This is a genomic window from Fibrobacter sp. UWCM (genome assembly GCF_900129735.1).
Taxonomy (GTDB): domain Bacteria; phylum Fibrobacterota; class Fibrobacteria; order Fibrobacterales; family Fibrobacteraceae; genus Fibrobacter.
The window spans coordinates 21,256-34,819 of sequence record NZ_FQWR01000005.1 but is presented as its reverse complement, the minus strand read 5'-3'; the positions used below and the strand labels follow the sequence as shown (position 1 = coordinate 34,819).

At 54.5% G+C, this 13,564-nt stretch carries 15 protein-coding genes and 1 tRNA gene; 9 read left to right on the top strand and 7 right to left on the bottom strand.

What is annotated here, in order from left to right; genetic code table 11:
• On the top strand, positions 1-384 hold the full coding sequence (locus BUB22_RS04680) for a (deoxy)nucleoside triphosphate pyrophosphohydrolase (protein ID WP_073114133.1): 384 nt from the start codon (positions 1-3) through the stop codon (positions 382-384).
• Between the two features lie 186 nt (positions 385-570).
• Here the strand turns inward: BUB22_RS04680 and BUB22_RS04675 are convergent, their stop codons facing one another.
• Complete coding sequence (locus tag BUB22_RS04675) at positions 571-888, bottom strand: hypothetical protein (protein ID WP_073114132.1); 318 nt, start codon at positions 886-888, stop codon at positions 571-573.
• A gap of 238 nt (positions 889-1,126) precedes the next feature.
• Here BUB22_RS04675 and BUB22_RS16290 point away from each other — a divergent pair, with 238 nt between their 5' ends.
• The 4 genes from BUB22_RS16290 (at position 1,127) to BUB22_RS04660 (ending at position 3,705) form a co-directional block, all read left to right on the top strand.
• Positions 1,127-1,321, top strand: coding sequence for a hypothetical protein (locus tag BUB22_RS16290; RefSeq protein WP_073058087.1), 195 nt, complete (start codon positions 1,127-1,129; stop codon positions 1,319-1,321).
• A complete protein-coding gene (locus BUB22_RS04670) occupies positions 1,296-1,895 on the top strand; it encodes a GNAT family N-acetyltransferase (RefSeq protein ID WP_073114131.1) in 600 nt (199 codons plus the stop codon). Before BUB22_RS16290 ends, BUB22_RS04670 begins: the two co-directional genes overlap by 26 nt.
• Before the next feature lie 89 nt (positions 1,896-1,984).
• Positions 1,985-2,161, top strand: a complete 177-nt coding sequence (locus BUB22_RS16875) for a hypothetical protein (RefSeq protein ID WP_217650349.1) — start codon at positions 1,985-1,987, stop codon at positions 2,159-2,161.
• A gap of 179 nt (positions 2,162-2,340) precedes the next feature.
• A complete protein-coding gene (locus BUB22_RS04660) occupies positions 2,341-3,705 on the top strand; it encodes an ATP-binding protein (RefSeq protein ID WP_073114235.1) in 1,365 nt (454 codons plus the stop codon).
• A gap of 21 nt (positions 3,706-3,726) precedes the next feature.
• Here the strand turns inward: BUB22_RS04660 and BUB22_RS04655 are convergent, their stop codons facing one another.
• On the bottom strand, positions 3,727-4,161 hold the full coding sequence (locus tag BUB22_RS04655; RefSeq protein WP_073114129.1) for a MarR family winged helix-turn-helix transcriptional regulator: 435 nt from the start codon (positions 4,159-4,161) through the stop codon (positions 3,727-3,729).
• 8 nt (positions 4,162-4,169) lie between these two features.
• Positions 4,170-4,715 (bottom strand): glutathione peroxidase, encoded by a 546-nt coding sequence (locus tag BUB22_RS04650; RefSeq protein WP_073114128.1) that lies wholly within the window; start codon positions 4,713-4,715, stop codon positions 4,170-4,172.
• A gap of 159 nt (positions 4,716-4,874) precedes the next feature.
• Between BUB22_RS04650 and BUB22_RS04645 the strand changes: the two genes are divergently transcribed.
• Complete coding sequence (locus tag BUB22_RS04645) at positions 4,875-5,297, top strand: (deoxy)nucleoside triphosphate pyrophosphohydrolase (protein WP_073114127.1); 423 nt, start codon at positions 4,875-4,877, stop codon at positions 5,295-5,297.
• Here BUB22_RS04645 and BUB22_RS04640 read toward each other — a convergent pair whose 3' ends face one another.
• Positions 5,298-5,657: a hypothetical protein gene (locus BUB22_RS04640; RefSeq protein WP_072807625.1), complete on the bottom strand. Its 360-nt coding sequence runs from the start codon at positions 5,655-5,657 to the stop codon at positions 5,298-5,300.
• Positions 5,658-5,795: 138 nt separating this feature from the next.
• Positions 5,796-5,884 (bottom strand) — tRNA-Ser (locus BUB22_RS04635).
• Positions 5,885-6,047: 163 nt separating this feature from the next.
• Between BUB22_RS04635 and BUB22_RS04630 the strand changes: the two genes are divergently transcribed.
• From BUB22_RS04630 to BUB22_RS04620, 3 genes are read left to right on the top strand one after another with little or no spacing between them, the layout of a single operon-like run.
• A complete protein-coding gene (locus tag BUB22_RS04630) occupies positions 6,048-9,452 on the top strand; it encodes a transglycosylase domain-containing protein (protein ID WP_254794635.1) in 3,405 nt (1,134 codons plus the stop codon).
• Positions 9,453-9,509: 57 nt separating this feature from the next.
• Positions 9,510-10,799, top strand: a complete 1,290-nt coding sequence (locus BUB22_RS04625; RefSeq protein ID WP_073114126.1) for a hypothetical protein — start codon at positions 9,510-9,512, stop codon at positions 10,797-10,799.
• Positions 10,796-11,569 (top strand): sulfite exporter TauE/SafE family protein, encoded by a 774-nt coding sequence (locus tag BUB22_RS04620; protein WP_073114125.1) that lies wholly within the window; start codon positions 10,796-10,798, stop codon positions 11,567-11,569. Before BUB22_RS04625 ends, BUB22_RS04620 begins: the two co-directional genes overlap by 4 nt.
• Before the next feature lie 103 nt (positions 11,570-11,672).
• Here the strand turns inward: BUB22_RS04620 and BUB22_RS04615 are convergent, their stop codons facing one another.
• Together BUB22_RS04615 and nhaA are read right to left on the bottom strand one after the other, a co-directional pair.
• The gene (locus BUB22_RS04615; protein ID WP_254794634.1) at positions 11,673-12,095 is read right to left on the bottom strand and encodes a GIY-YIG nuclease family protein; all 423 of its coding nucleotides are present in this window, start codon (positions 12,093-12,095) and stop codon (positions 11,673-11,675) included.
• A gap of 74 nt (positions 12,096-12,169) precedes the next feature.
• Entirely contained in the window at positions 12,170-13,531 is a 1,362-nt protein-coding gene (nhaA, locus tag BUB22_RS04610) for a Na+/H+ antiporter NhaA (protein ID WP_073114123.1), read from the bottom strand.
• Positions 13,532-13,564 lie beyond the last annotated feature (33 nt).

Sequence of the window (13,564 nt, the reverse complement as noted above, 5' to 3'; positions counted from 1 at the left end):
ATGAAGCGTATCGAAGTTGTAGCAGGCATCATCAAAGATGGTGATAAGATATTCGCAACCCAGCGCGGTTACGGAGAATTCAAAGATGGCTGGGAATTTCCCGGCGGCAAGATGGAACCTGGCGAAACACCGCAACAGGCTCTAGCTCGTGAACTGAAAGAAGAACTCGCTATCAATGTTTCTGTCGGTGATTTTCTATGCACGGTTGATTACGATTATCCGACATTTCATTTGACCATGCATTGCTTTTTCTGCACTATTGTAGGTGGCAAAGCACCGGAACTTTTGGAACATGAAGCAGCCAAATGGTTAAGCATGTCAGAACTTCATTCCGTAAACTGGTTGCCCGCAGATGTGGATGTCGTGAAGGCTTTGGAAAAGTAATTCTGCACGCGGTTCCAGGGTTTTAGGGGCGGAACTCCTAGGAGAGGGGGTGTCCGGAAGACGCATGGAGATCCCCGCCTGCGCGGGGATGACGAGAGAAAGTCGCGGGGATGACAGTCTGCGGAACCCGCGGACAAAGCGGCTGCAGGCAGGGGGACTCTTCCCCCACCAAGTAAAAAGGCGGCGTCATTCTTCCATCAGTACCGCGATGTCGTCCTTGTCGAAGTCGGTGCCGAAGGCTTGCCGGTAGCTCGATTCCAGCGCCTCTCCGGGGGTGCAGTTTTCCCTGAACAGGACCATGCCGCTGTCCAGGCATTCCATGTCAAGCTCGCCGTCGGTGTCGATGCTTTCCGGCCGGAACGTGGACCATAGGCAATAGTCGGTGAACCCTTCCCGGATGTCTTCTTCGAGCAGGTTGTCGCCGGTGCCCGCCTGGACTTTCAGGAACGCCTTTGCGCTCTTGACCCATGCGAGTATCGCGCCGCCGAAAGTGTCGTTTTCCATAGTGCCTCCGCCCCGAAAGATAGATAATGCTAGTGACAGAAAATGACTTTTTGAGGGCTGCGAATTTTTTGCGATTTTGTTCGGGAAAGGGGTTGACAATCGTTTGACGTGATTCTATATTTAATAGTGCTCAAATGCGCAAAACTGTAGTGCGACGCCATTTCATGCTTGTTGGCGCCGAAGGAGGTATAGATGATGTTGACCGAACCTGCAAATAAATGTAGATTATGGGGGTATTATGGCTCTTGAAATAAGAAATATCCCGGTTCTTACTGGCTCTACGGCAGAGTCGTTCGTTCGTGCTGCCGAAGAACACGAAAAGAATCCGCGTCGTCTCGGGCTCAAGGTTTCCTTCGCCCAAATCGACGAGATGGCCGCCCGCGCCCGTTCTTACAGAGAGGCCCATAATGGAAAGAATCCGTTTAGCATCTGATTGCACTCTTTACCCCATCGACAAGAATACCGACCTGTCCTCGTTCTGCTGCGGCGATGAGGATCTAGACGATTTCTTTCGGAACGATGCGTACTTGTACTCCGCTCAATTGTTGGGAAAAAGCTATATCGCTGTAACGAATACGGAATCGCCGCAGATAGCCTGCGCCTTCACTTTGTCCAACGACAGCATCAAATCAACAATGATTCCCAAGTCTTCGCGGAACCGCCTGGAACGCAAGGTGCCCAATGCAAAGCATACGCGTACGTATCCTGCGCTCCTGATTGGACGATTGGGAGTTAACGGCCAGTTCCAACGCAGCGGCTTGCACTTGGGGAGTCAGGTCATTGATTACCTGATTTCCTGGTTTATCCACCCGGATAACAAGACTGGTTGTCGCTTTATGGTTGTCGATGCCTACAACAGGCCCGAAACGATAAATTTTTACCAAAAGAACGGTTTCCGTTTTTTGTATTCGGACGAAAATCTCGAGAAAGAAGCCTTCCATGTTGATTCGAGCCAGTCGTTGAACACCAGGATGATGTATCTGGACTTGATCGACTTCGTGTCGTAGAAATTTTGACACCACTGGTGACATTGGGCACGAACACGTTTTTCTTCAATCTCGGTTTTAATTATACCGAATTCGGTACAATTAAAAATATGGCAGGAAGCAACAATTTCGTACTTTCGACAAAACAATGGATACTTTCCACTAATCACCTACTTCTCATTCACGAATACCAGCGTCTCAAGGCTGCAAAAGCTGAACCAGATAGCCATTTCTCAGATGACTGTGCTGGAATCGATTGGGGAAAACAAGTTATCGAAATAAACTAATAAGGTTTTAGGGGCGGTGAAAAAGGAGTTTTTTTGATGAAGAATGATGAAAAATCGCTAAAATCGCCATTTTCGAATTATTTCTTTGGAAAATATCCAAAAATGACGAATTATTTGTTTGGAAAATATTCAAAATTGACTATATTTTTCTTTGGAAAATGTCCGAAGGCGGTTCTAGAATGTATTTTGAGCGAAAAATTGACAGATTCTTGTTGGAATGGTCCAAGCAAAAAAGCCACAAGCCGCTGCTGCTACGTGGGGCACGCCAAGTAGGGAAATCTAGTTCTGTTGAACACCTGGGTGAGCACTTCGAAAATTGCGTCAGCATCAATTTTGAAAAGAATCCGGAATACAAAGAGGTTTTTAACAAAAATCTGGATGTGAATAGAATCGTTGCTGAAATTTCCGCCATAAGTGCCAGGCCTATTATTCCTGGACAGACGCTCCTTTTTCTAGATGAGGTTCAGCTTTGCCCCGAAGCGATCATGTCGCTCCGTTTCTTTAAGGAAGACTTGCCCTGCTTGCACGTGATTGCCGCCGGATCACTGCTTGAATTCGCCCTACAGGAACTCCCGACTTATGGCGTGGGTCGCATCCATTCCATGTTCATGTACCCCATGACCTTTGACGAATTCGCGCAGGCAAATTGTTTTGACAAGCTTCTAAAAATCCGCGACCAGGCATCGAGCGATAAGCCGTTGCCGGAAACGATTCACAATAAATTCGTGGAACTTTTCAGAACCTACCTCATGGTGGGTGGAATGCCGGAAGTAGTCGCCAAATGGGTTGAAAGCAAGGACTATCTACAGTGTCAATCTATCCAAGACGACATTCTGATTTCGTACGAAGATGACTTTGCCAAATACAAGAAGAATGTCGACCCTACTTTACTCAGGTCTGCATTCCGAAGTGCGGCATTGCAAATCACAAAGAAATTCACGTATGCAAAGGTAGGGAACGGTTACAAAACAGAAAAAATCCGTGAAGCCATGCAGTTGCTTACCCTTGCGGGAATTGTCACTCCCGTAACACGTTCTGCAGCAAACGGACTCCCTTTGGGGAGCGAAGCGGATCCGTCTTACCAAAAATACCTGCTTCTCGATTCCGGTTTGCAATTACGGCTAATGAATATGTCCCTTGGCGACATTTCCGAGACAATCTCTGCGATTCTCACGGCAAGTGCCGCGGATCTTGTGAACAAAGGCTCGTTGGCAGAAATGGTTGCTGGGCTTGAACTTTTACGGAACAAGACGCCAAATATGCGGCACGAATTGTTCTATTGGACGCGGATGCAAAAGAATAGCCAGTCCGAAGTGGATTATGTGGATTCCCTTGGTGGGCATGTCATGCCTATCGAGGTCAAGGCAGATACCCAGGGGGGCATGAAGAGCCTATGGAATATGATGCGCGAGAAAAATCTTTCGAGCGCTTATCGTATTTCTCTTGAAAACTTAGGGCAATTCGACTACCATGATTCCGAAGCGGAAAATGCAATTCGCCACGTTCAAATATGTCCGCTTTACGCCATATCGCAGATAAAGTAAAATTGGTTGAGTAAAAGTTCTTTAAGGAGCCTCAAGCCCTTCCAAAACCTTATACAGCAGGGTGTACAGGGTCTTGGCTTCGGCATCGGAGAGGTTCACGCAGCTGGCCATGGACTTGGGGACGCTTGCGGCCTTGCGCTTGAGCGATTCGCCTTCGGCGGTAAGGCTAACCGAGAGGCAGCGCTCGTCGCTCTGTTCGCGGGTGCGCTGGATGTAGCCCTTGGCCTCGAGCTTTTTCAAAAGCGGGGTGAGCGTGCCAGAATCGAGGAACAGCTTTTTGCCGAGTTCCGAGACGTTGCACTTCTTTTCTTCCCACAGCACGAGCATCACAATGTACTGCGTGTACGTGAGGTCGAGCGGCTCCAGGTACGGGGCGTAACGGCGCGTAATCTCCTTGGATGCGGCATACAGCGGGAAGCACAGCTGGTTTTCGAGTTTTAACTGGGGGCAGTTCATGGTAGCCCCTAGAGCAACTTTTCTACACAGGCGCGCACGTCGTCCATGTCGGCGGTGGGTTCGAAGCGCGCGACCACGTTGCCTTCGCGGTCGACCACGAACTTGGTGAAGTTCCACTTGATGTCGGGATTATTCTTGTAATCCTTGTCGATGCTCTTGAGCAAAAGCGCCATGGCGGCGGCCTTTACGCCAAAGCCGAAGCCTTCGAAACCCTTCTGCGATTTCAGGTAGGTGTAGAGCGGGAGTTCGTCGGGGCCGTTCACGTCGGACTTTTTCATTTGCGGGAATTCGGTGCCGTAGTTGAGCGTGCAGAATTCGTGGATCTCGTCGTCGGTGCCGGGAGTCTGGCCCTTGAACTGGTTGCAGGGAATGTCGATGACTTCGAAGCCCTTGTCGTGGAAGTCGGAATACATCTGTTCAATGGGCTTGTAGTGCGGGGTAAAGCCGCAGCCGGTCGCGGTGTTCACGATGAGCATCACCTTGCCCTTGAAGTTTGCGAGCGGGACCTGGTTCCCCTTGCCGTCGATGAGGGTGAAATCGTAGATGTTTGCCATAATGAGCCTCCGTTTTTTAGGTGTCGGCGTTTTATTGGTTTATTGGTTTTCGCTGTATTTGATTGTATACAATTAAATTTTATAAAATTTATTGCCGAAAGTCAATAGGTTTAAGCAAAAAAAAATGATTTTTCTTGCGATTTTTCTATTTTTACGCCCATGAAACGCATAGAAGTCGTGGCAGGCATCATTTGCGCGGATCCTTTCGGGAATCCGGCTGAGCCTCGCACGCCAGGTGTTCGGTTTTTTGCCACGCAGCGCGGGTACGGCGACTACAAGGACGGCTGGGAATTCCCGGGCGGCAAGATGGAACCCGGCGAAACCCCGCAGCAGGCCCTGGTTCGCGAACTAAAAGAAGAACTCGCCATCGACGTGAGCGTTGGCGAGTTTATATGTACCGTCGACTACGACTACCCGGCCTTCCACCTGACCATGCACTGCTTTTACTGTGCAATCGCGGGCGGAAAAACGCCAGAACTGCTGGAACACGAGGCGGCCCGCTGGCTGAACCGCGCGGAACTGCACAGCGTCGACTGGCTGCCTGCCGACATCGAGGTCGTAAAGGCCCTGGAAAAGGGCTAGCTACTTGCCGGCCTTGACCTGCTCGAGTTCCTCCTCGAGTTTCTTGGTCTGGGCGTTGTTCGCGTCGATGATGTTCTTCAGGTTCTCGATCTCGGTTTCCTTGTCCGAGAGCTTGTCCTCGAGGTCCTTCACCTTCGCCTCGGACTCGTGCTTCTGCTCGTTGCTCTTGCTGAGCTGCGCAAGCAGGCTATCGGTGGAACTGCGGAGCTTTTCGGCGGTCTCCTCGGCATCCTTCACGGCGGGGTTGTCGGAATCGTCGCCGCAACTGCAAGAGCAGAACTTGCCGGGGAACTTCTTGTTGAGGGCAAAAGCCGCCGCGACACCGAGAGCAAGGCCCGTAAGGAAACTGCTAGTCTTCATAAAAAACTCCTTGGAACAGATTGTCTTTAAACCGATTATGCTTGAAATCTATAAAATTTTCAAAAAAGTCAAGCATAAAAAATGAAAAAAGCCCCAAAAAACAAAAATCCCCCGGATTGCTCCGGGGGACCTTTGCAGCGGGAAGAGCGAGATTCGAACTCGCGATAGGATTAAGTCCTATACGTCCTTAGCAGGGACGCGCCTTCGGCCAACTCGGCCATCTTCCCATCTTGGGGACACTAATTTTACTTAATTTTTCGCCATTTTTCAAGGGGTACCTTACAAAAAATGCTAAATTCCCTATATAATAAAGGGCGCTGCGCTACCACGCAGGGTCTTTTTGGCGATTTTATGGCAAAAAGAAAAAGGAAAACTAGGAAATCTGGTTCCATGATAGGAAAGCTGTTCAAGATTACCGCTGCATTCGCGCTGGTCGGGCTCATTTGCTGCATTCCGGCGTACATCTTCGTGTTCAGGATTCTCCCGGAGAGGGACCCCGACAACCAGTTCAACCGTGATTCCATACTGCAGGTGCTTTCGGGCGAGACCCGTGTGTACTACAACGACGGCGACGAGCTCCTGGGCGCATTCTTCGACGCGAACCACCGCATTTACGTGCCCTACGGCGACATTCCCAAGGATATCGTGAACGCACTTATCGCCGCCGAAGACGCCGGCTACTGGAACCACAACGGGTTCAGCCTGCAGGGGTTCATACGCGCGATGGTCGCAAACATCAAGAGCGGCCACATGCGCCAGGGCGGTTCCACACTCACGCAGCAGACGGCAAAGAACGTGCTCGGGCGCGAGGAGAGGAGCATCAAGGCCAAGTGGAAGGAACTCATCAACGCTCTCAGGCTCGAGACGCACTTTAGCAAGGAAGACATCCTCGAATTCTACCTGAACCAGTTCCACGTTTCCGGTACGGGCAAGGGCGTGGCCATTGCCGCGCAGTACTTCTTCGACAAGGAACTCAAGGACCTCTCGCTCGCGGAATGCGCGTTTATCGCGGGCTCCGTGAAGGGCCCGTTCAACTACGACCCGTTTATCCAGCGCACCGAGGAACGCCGCGAAAGGGCAATTAAGCGCGGCGAGGACCGCCTGCGCTACGTGCTGGGCCGCATGGTCGAAGAGAAGTACATCGACAAGGAACAGATGGACGAGGCGCTAGCACAGCCGCTGCGCTTCAAGCACGGGAACTTCCGCTTCAGCGTCTCCACCACCCTCGAACGCATCGACGAAAAGCTCTCGAGCGACTTTTACCAGAAACTCTTCGAAGAGAAGGATATCGGCGACTGGCGCAAGGCACAGCTCGAAATCGTATCTACCCTCGACGCGAAGAGCCAGGATGCGGCAAAGCGCGCGCTCCAGACCAACATCAGCAACCTGCAGATGCAGCTGGGCGGGTTCATGCTCCCCAAGGCGCAGTACGCGAACAAGGCGGTTAGCGCACGCAAGGGCGACTACCTGTACGGCGCAATCGACACGGTGCTCTACGACGACAAGGGCGGGCTCAAGGCGCTACGCCTGAGCTTTGGACAGCTCAAGGGCGAGGTTGGCACGGAGGCCATCAAGGAATTCGGCAAGCAGGTGGGCAAGGACCCGGCAGCAGTGCTCGGGAACCAGATCAAGAAGGGCGCCATCCTCCTGGTGAGCGTCATCGACGAGACCAAGGTGAACGGGTTCGTGCCCTGCAAGATAGAGACCGAACCCGTACTGCAGGGCGGCCTTATCGCCATAAAGAACGGCATGGTCGTGGCAAGCCAGGGTGGTTTCCACAACACGGACTTCGACCGCAGTTTCAAGGCGCTGCGCCAGCTCGGTTCCAGCTGGAAACCGATACTCTACGCGCTCGCGCTCAAGCACAACTGGAACTACCTGAGCATGCTCGAAAACGACTACAACGTGTTCCAGTACGTGAACCAGTTCTACTACCCGCGCCCCGACCACAAGAACAAGGGCGACCTGGTGACCATCGCGTGGTCGGCAACACGTTCCGAGAACATCGCGAGCATCTGGCTTTTGGACCACCTGCTCGACAAGCTGAACCAAGACGAGTTCAATTCCGTGGCACAGGAAAACGGCTACGCCCGCCTTTCTGAAGAAGACACCAAGGCATACTTCGAGAGGCTGCGCGACAAGTTCGGGCTCACCCTCAAGGAAGACGTAAAGCGCGAAATCGAGTTCACGCGCGCCCAGTACGCGCTCGCCGCGGAATACGAGGCCGAAGAAAAATTTGACCGAGCCATCGACGTGCTTGACCTGCGCTACGGCACCTACAACGACGTGGCCATAAAGCAGGCGAAGAAAGACGACAAGATAAAGTCGTTCATCGCGCACAACTTCAAGGACTACTCCGAGATACTCCGCAAGCGCGAGGTGCAGGAACTCGACCCGGACCTCTCCGAAACACTCCCGCCGCTCGATTCCGTAAAGCTGTTCAGGAACTTTACCCTCGGCGACCTGAAGCGCATTACCGTCAAGATGCAGCCGGTAAATTCCGAGGTGGACTACCTGGATGCGGAGCACCTGCGCTACTGGCCGGATTTCCGCCGCTCCCTTTCCATGGCGGAATACGCACGCTTCGCACATGAAATCGGCATCAACCAGAAGTTGCAGAAGGTGTTCAGCATGCCGCTCGGCGTGAACGAGATTACCCTTGCCGAAATCAGCACGGCATACCAGTCCATACTCACGGGCAAGGTTTACAAGTGCAAGGACGGCGACTGGAACGAACCGTGCTTTATCAAGGAAATCAAGAAGGACGGGCAGACGATATTCAGGAACTCCGTGGAATCGAAGGTGATTCTTGATTCGCTCGTGACATCGCAGATGGGCGCCATGCTGCGCTCCGTGTTCACGAACGGTACGGCACGTAGCCAGGTGGGCGCCCTCACGGTAACGAGCCCCGACAAGGGAACATCGCTCCGTTACCCCGCCCTCGGCAAGACGGGTACCACGAACGACTACAGGAACGTGGCGTTCATGGGCGCACTCCCGGTGTACGTTACCGAGAAGGAGGCCGTGGCGCTCGATACCGTAGTGGCAATCGGCAGCTACGTGGGCTTTGACAACAACAAGCCGCTCAAGTCGGGCAAGACCCGCATCGCGGGAGCCTCGGGTGGCCTGCCGCAATGGGCCGCCTTCGCTAAAGAAGAAATCGAAATCCTCGGGACGCCGAACATGATTGACTTCTTCGACATCTCGATGCTCGCCGCAGGCGAAGTCCCGCTGCACCTGGCAAACGAGCGCGGGCAGATTAGCGTGGATCCCGTCACCGGGTTCTACATCGCCGACGCATCGCAGGGCAGGCCGCTCCCCTACATAGAGGTACCGGGATACGTACCGCCGCAAATCCAGGAGAAGGCGGCCGAGGCCATCGCGACCACCGGGATTATGACGAGCATGCCGATGCCCGACATAATGCACGGCACCATGGACAATAGCGGGGCGGCTGCCGCACCTGCAGAGGCCGGGCCGGATGCCGGCGCCATGCAGAATAATGCTGCACCGGTCGCGGAACAAGCAACAGTGGATTCTGCAGCACAGGCGCCTGCAGAGCAGCCCGCACAAGCAGTTCCCCCTGCAGAGCAGCCCGCCGCGCCCGCAGGCAACGCTGCGGCGGCACCTGCGCCGGTTGAAAACGCGCAGGCCGAAGCGCCTATAAACAGCGGCGCGGCATTAAACGGCGCGGCCGCCCCGGCAGAACCGAAGGCCGCCATGCCGAAGGACGACGACTGGGATCTGCCCGCCGGTATGGACGGTGGCGCATTCGTACCTATCGAGGCGGAATAAGACCAGGTTAAAGAACGGCGCGATGCGCCTACAGAAGTGTGAAATGAGGAGTGCGAAATGAGCACGAAATTTTTGTACAAATCCCTCCTGATGCCGGCAGTGGCTTTCGCGCTCGCCGCCTGCGCAGGGAACACGCCCTGCCCCGCGACCGACGCAGCACCGCAGGCAAGTGCAGGTGAAGTTGCGGCCGACACGCAGGCCGTTCCGCAGGGCAACGCGCCCGCGGGTGAAAGTTCCATAGCCGGCGACAAGTCCGCATCCGCGCCCGGCAAGCAGGCGGTGGCCCCGCAATCTGACGCATCGCCCGTCTTTACATCGAGTGCGCTCGACAGCTACAGGCTCGCCTCTCCGGATTCCATTCCCGCGACAAGCCCGCACAAAGGCGGCAGTGCAGACAACGTTGCCCATAATACGCCCATTCCCATAATGAGCGACGTTCCCGTAGACCCCTACACCGCCTTCCCCGCGCTGGTCTCCCGCGTGTTCGCATACGCGGATTCCCTCTACGCGCAGGGTCTGACCGATTCCGCAAGCGCATACCTGCAACGTTTCCGCATCATCAAGCCGCTCTGGAACACCTGGGAAACGCAGACCGATTCCATGCTGAACGAGTTCGGCAAGACCCGCGCCGAGAAGGCGAAGGCGTTCGAACCCTACGTGCTTACCATCCAGAACATGAACCGCGTGCAGGCCGCCTACAGCATGGTCAAGGAGACTGCGGATAGCCTCATCGCGCTCGCCCCGGGCGACTCGCTCGTGAACTGGGCGAACGGCCAGATGCAAGTCGCCTACAAGAACACGCTCGCGAAGGCAAAGAAGGAATACGCAAGCATCAAGGCGCTCGCCGATGACCACGCCCAGTTCAAGGAGGCGGCACAGAAGGCAAACGAACTGCAGATGCGCTACCGCGATTTCGAGAAAGAAATTCAGATCCAGGCGCTTATCGACTACATCGCGGGCCTCATGGCCGCAAACGACGAGGAGGCAACCAAGTACTGGGAATCGCACGACCCCGCCGAGGCCCTCGCAAAAGCCGGCGAACTCGTAAAGGCAGGCAAGTACGCCGAAGCCAAGTCGCTGCTCACCAAACTCAAGGCGAGCAAGCTACGCAAGGAGGCGGGTACAAAGTACCAGGAACTCGCCAACACGTTCTGCAACGCGCAGCGCAAAACCACATCGCAGTTATTCGCGAAGGCGCAGAAGCAGAAGGATGCCACAAAGAAAAAGAAGTTGCTCCAGGACGCCATCGCACCGCTTGACAAGTGCCTCGCGGAATACCCCGAATACACGCAGAAGCAGAAGGTCGTAGACAACAAGAGCTTCCTCGAGAAGGAACTCGCGAAATGATTGACTCCGAAGTGTGGCAATACGCGCAGTACCCCGCATTCTTTGTGCTGGGGGCAGTAGTCAGCCTCATCAACAGCATCGCGGGTGGCGGTTCCACGCTGAGCCTCCCCATCATGATTTTCCTCGGCATGCCCGCGACCGTCGCGAACGGCACCAACCGAATCGGACTCATCATCGGGAACTGCAGCAGCGCATACAACCTGATGAAGCACGGCTACCTGAACAAGAAAATCTTCATGCAGCTCGTGATACCCACCTTCCTGGGCGCGCTCGTGGGAGCATGCTTCCTCGTGCACATCGGCGACAAGGCGTTCCAGGCGATACTCGCGGTCGTCATCTGCGTCGTGGTGGTCATGAGCAACCTCCGCAAGGACATCCTCGGCAAGCCTCCCGCGACACCCCCCGAAAAACTCACGTGGAAGGGTGCGCTCGGGTTCTTCGGCATCGCCATCTACGGCTGCATCGTGCAGGTGGGTGTCGGGTTCGTGCAGATATTCGGGCTTACGCGCTACACCGGCATGGACGCCGTCCGCGTGAACGCGCTCAAGAACGCGCTCACCAACGTGTTCCTTATCGTGAGTACCATGGCACTCGGCATCGCGGGCAAGATCGACTGGCCCATCGCCCTCGTGATGGCCGCGGGTGCATGGTTCGGCGGTTACCTCGGGAGCTTTACGCAGAGGAAAAAGGGCAACAGGTTCGTCCAGCACTTTATCAGCGCCTGTAGCGTCGCGATGGCCGTGTACCTGATTGTGGACCTTGTTATTTAATTCGCAATATTATGCGAATTAAATGCGTTTTACAGGTATAATTCATTTAATTTAATGAATTAGAATTCACGCATCCTGAACGGATTCCTTCAGTCGTTTCCGTTTATCGCGCAGCTTTTTTTTCGCAGTTCTTGACTGTTTTATTGCAAGTCTTGACTTTTTTATCGCAGGTCTTGACCGTTTTATTGCAGGTCTTGACTGCGCGGCGTTCTTTCCTTTCACGTGCAGACTTTTCCTCGAGGGTTTCGTTCAAACCCGCAAGCAGTTCCGTCGCAATCGCATCGTCACCGCCGGCAAGCAATTCCTTCTGCTCGCGGGCCAGCTTCTTGATACGCGCCTCGAGCCTTAGCGCCTGCTCGTGCGAGGGCAGTTCGAACTTGCGCAGTATGCACTCCGGCGGGAACGCCTTGGTGAACTTCGCCCCCTTTCCGGATTTGTGCTGTTCAAAACGCGCCTCGACATCTACGGCATAGCCCGTGTATATGCGGTTACCCGCACAGCGAAGCATGTAAACGAAGTGGGGCACAATTAAACAAGAGGGTAAAAAAATGTGGAATGTGAAATGTGAGATGTGAAATGAATTATTTCACATCTCATGTATTATTCGTTCTTCGGCTTTTCGGGAGCGTCATGCGGCTTCGACACGATGTTCATGTATATCGTACCGAGGATTGCCGCGCAGAAGCTTCCGAGCAATATGCCGAGTTTCGCGGAATCCTGGCGGTCGCCCACGTCGAAGGCGAGGTTCGCGACAAAGAGCGCCATGGTAAAGCCGATGCCCGCGAGCATGCCGCCACCCCAAAGGACCTTCCAGGGGTAGCTCGGCTTCTTGGAAATGCCGATCTTGACCGAGAGCAAACTGAACAGGAATATGCCGATAGGCTTGCCCAGAATGAGGGCGATTGCCACGGCACCCATCACCGGAATCTCGACGCCGCCGAGCTTGATTTCGACACCCGCATTGCTGAGCGCGAACAGCGGCATAATGAAGAAGTTCACCCAGGGCACCAGCGGCTTGAAGAAACGTTCCTGCATCGAGATACTCTCGCGCGCACCGCGCTTGAGCTGCTGGAACACCTCGTACTGTTCGTTCCTGTCCTTCGCCTCGCCCGAAAGCGCGCCGCCCAGGCTACCCGCAAAGTGGGCAAGCCTGCCCTTCGCGAGCACGGGCTTCGCCGGTACCGAGAGGCCAAGCAGCACGCCCGCGATGGTCGGGTGCACGCCGCTCTTCACAAAGAACGCCCACACCGCAACGCCAATCACGCCGTGCAGCAGCAGGTTACGCACGCCAATGCGGAACAGCACGTTGATAAGCACCAGCAGTGCAAAGCCTGTCCCGAGGGCCACAAAGTTGATGCCGTCGCCGCTCGGGTAGCCAATCGCAATCACGAGGATGGCGCCGATATCATCGGCAATGGCGAGGGTCAAAATCATCACACGCAGGGCATGCGGCACCTTCTTCCCGAGAATGGCCATGCAGCCCACCACGAAGGCGATATCGGTAGCAGTCGGCACGCCCCATCCGTGGGCGGCGCTATGTTCGCCATGCGGGCAAAGGAGCAAGTAAATAAGTGCAGGGAAAAGCATACCGCCCGCAGCGGCAATCACGGGCAAGCTCGCCGCCTTCGGGTCATGCAGTTCGCCGTATGTCATTTCGCCCTTGACCTCGAGACCGATATTGAAGAAGAATATCGTCATCAGGGCATCGTTGATAAACCAGTGCAGGTCGCCAGCGCCAGTCCAGCCGCCAATCGTCATGGAGAACGGCATATGCCAAAAGTGGTGGTACGATTCCGGGCTCAGGTTCGCCCAGACAAGAGCGGCAAGCGTCATGATTATGAGCACGATGCCGCCCGTCGTTTCCACCTTCATCAGGCGTTCAACAGGGGTAATGATTTTCCGGACGGGGGTTTCCGGGAACAGATCTTCAATCTTGTCGCTGCTAGTAACTTTTGCTGACATACAAAAACAATATAGATTATTTTGAAAAAATCT

Bases quoted from the DNA above. Each gene is read 5' to 3' on its own strand.
- BUB22_RS04680 (WP_073114133.1), top strand. From the start codon at position 1: ATGAAGCGTATCGAAGTTGTAGCAGGCATCATCAAAGATGGTGATAAG.
- BUB22_RS04645 (WP_073114127.1), top strand. From the start codon at position 4,875: ATGAAACGCATAGAAGTCGTGGCAGGCATCATTTGCGCGGATCCTTTC.
- BUB22_RS04675 (WP_073114132.1), bottom strand. From the start codon at position 888: ATGGAAAACGACACTTTCGGCGGCGCGATACTCGCATGGGTCAAGAGC.
- BUB22_RS04655 (WP_073114129.1), bottom strand. From the start codon at position 4,161: ATGAACTGCCCCCAGTTAAAACTCGAAAACCAGCTGTGCTTCCCGCTG.
- BUB22_RS04640 (WP_072807625.1), bottom strand. From the start codon at position 5,657: ATGAAGACTAGCAGTTTCCTTACGGGCCTTGCTCTCGGTGTCGCGGCG.
- BUB22_RS04620 (WP_073114125.1), top strand. From the start codon at position 10,796: ATGATTGACTCCGAAGTGTGGCAATACGCGCAGTACCCCGCATTCTTT.
- BUB22_RS16875 (WP_217650349.1), top strand. From the start codon at position 1,985: ATGGCAGGAAGCAACAATTTCGTACTTTCGACAAAACAATGGATACTT.
- BUB22_RS04650 (WP_073114128.1), bottom strand. From the start codon at position 4,715: ATGGCAAACATCTACGATTTCACCCTCATCGACGGCAAGGGGAACCAG.
- BUB22_RS04630 (WP_254794635.1), top strand. From the start codon at position 6,048: ATGATAGGAAAGCTGTTCAAGATTACCGCTGCATTCGCGCTGGTCGGG.
- BUB22_RS04670 (WP_073114131.1), top strand. From the start codon at position 1,296: ATGGAAAGAATCCGTTTAGCATCTGATTGCACTCTTTACCCCATCGAC.
- BUB22_RS16290 (WP_073058087.1), top strand. From the start codon at position 1,127: ATGGCTCTTGAAATAAGAAATATCCCGGTTCTTACTGGCTCTACGGCA.
- BUB22_RS04660 (WP_073114235.1), top strand. From the start codon at position 2,341: ATGTATTTTGAGCGAAAAATTGACAGATTCTTGTTGGAATGGTCCAAG.
- nhaA (WP_073114123.1), bottom strand. From the start codon at position 13,531: ATGTCAGCAAAAGTTACTAGCAGCGACAAGATTGAAGATCTGTTCCCG.
- BUB22_RS04625 (WP_073114126.1), top strand. From the start codon at position 9,510: ATGAGCACGAAATTTTTGTACAAATCCCTCCTGATGCCGGCAGTGGCT.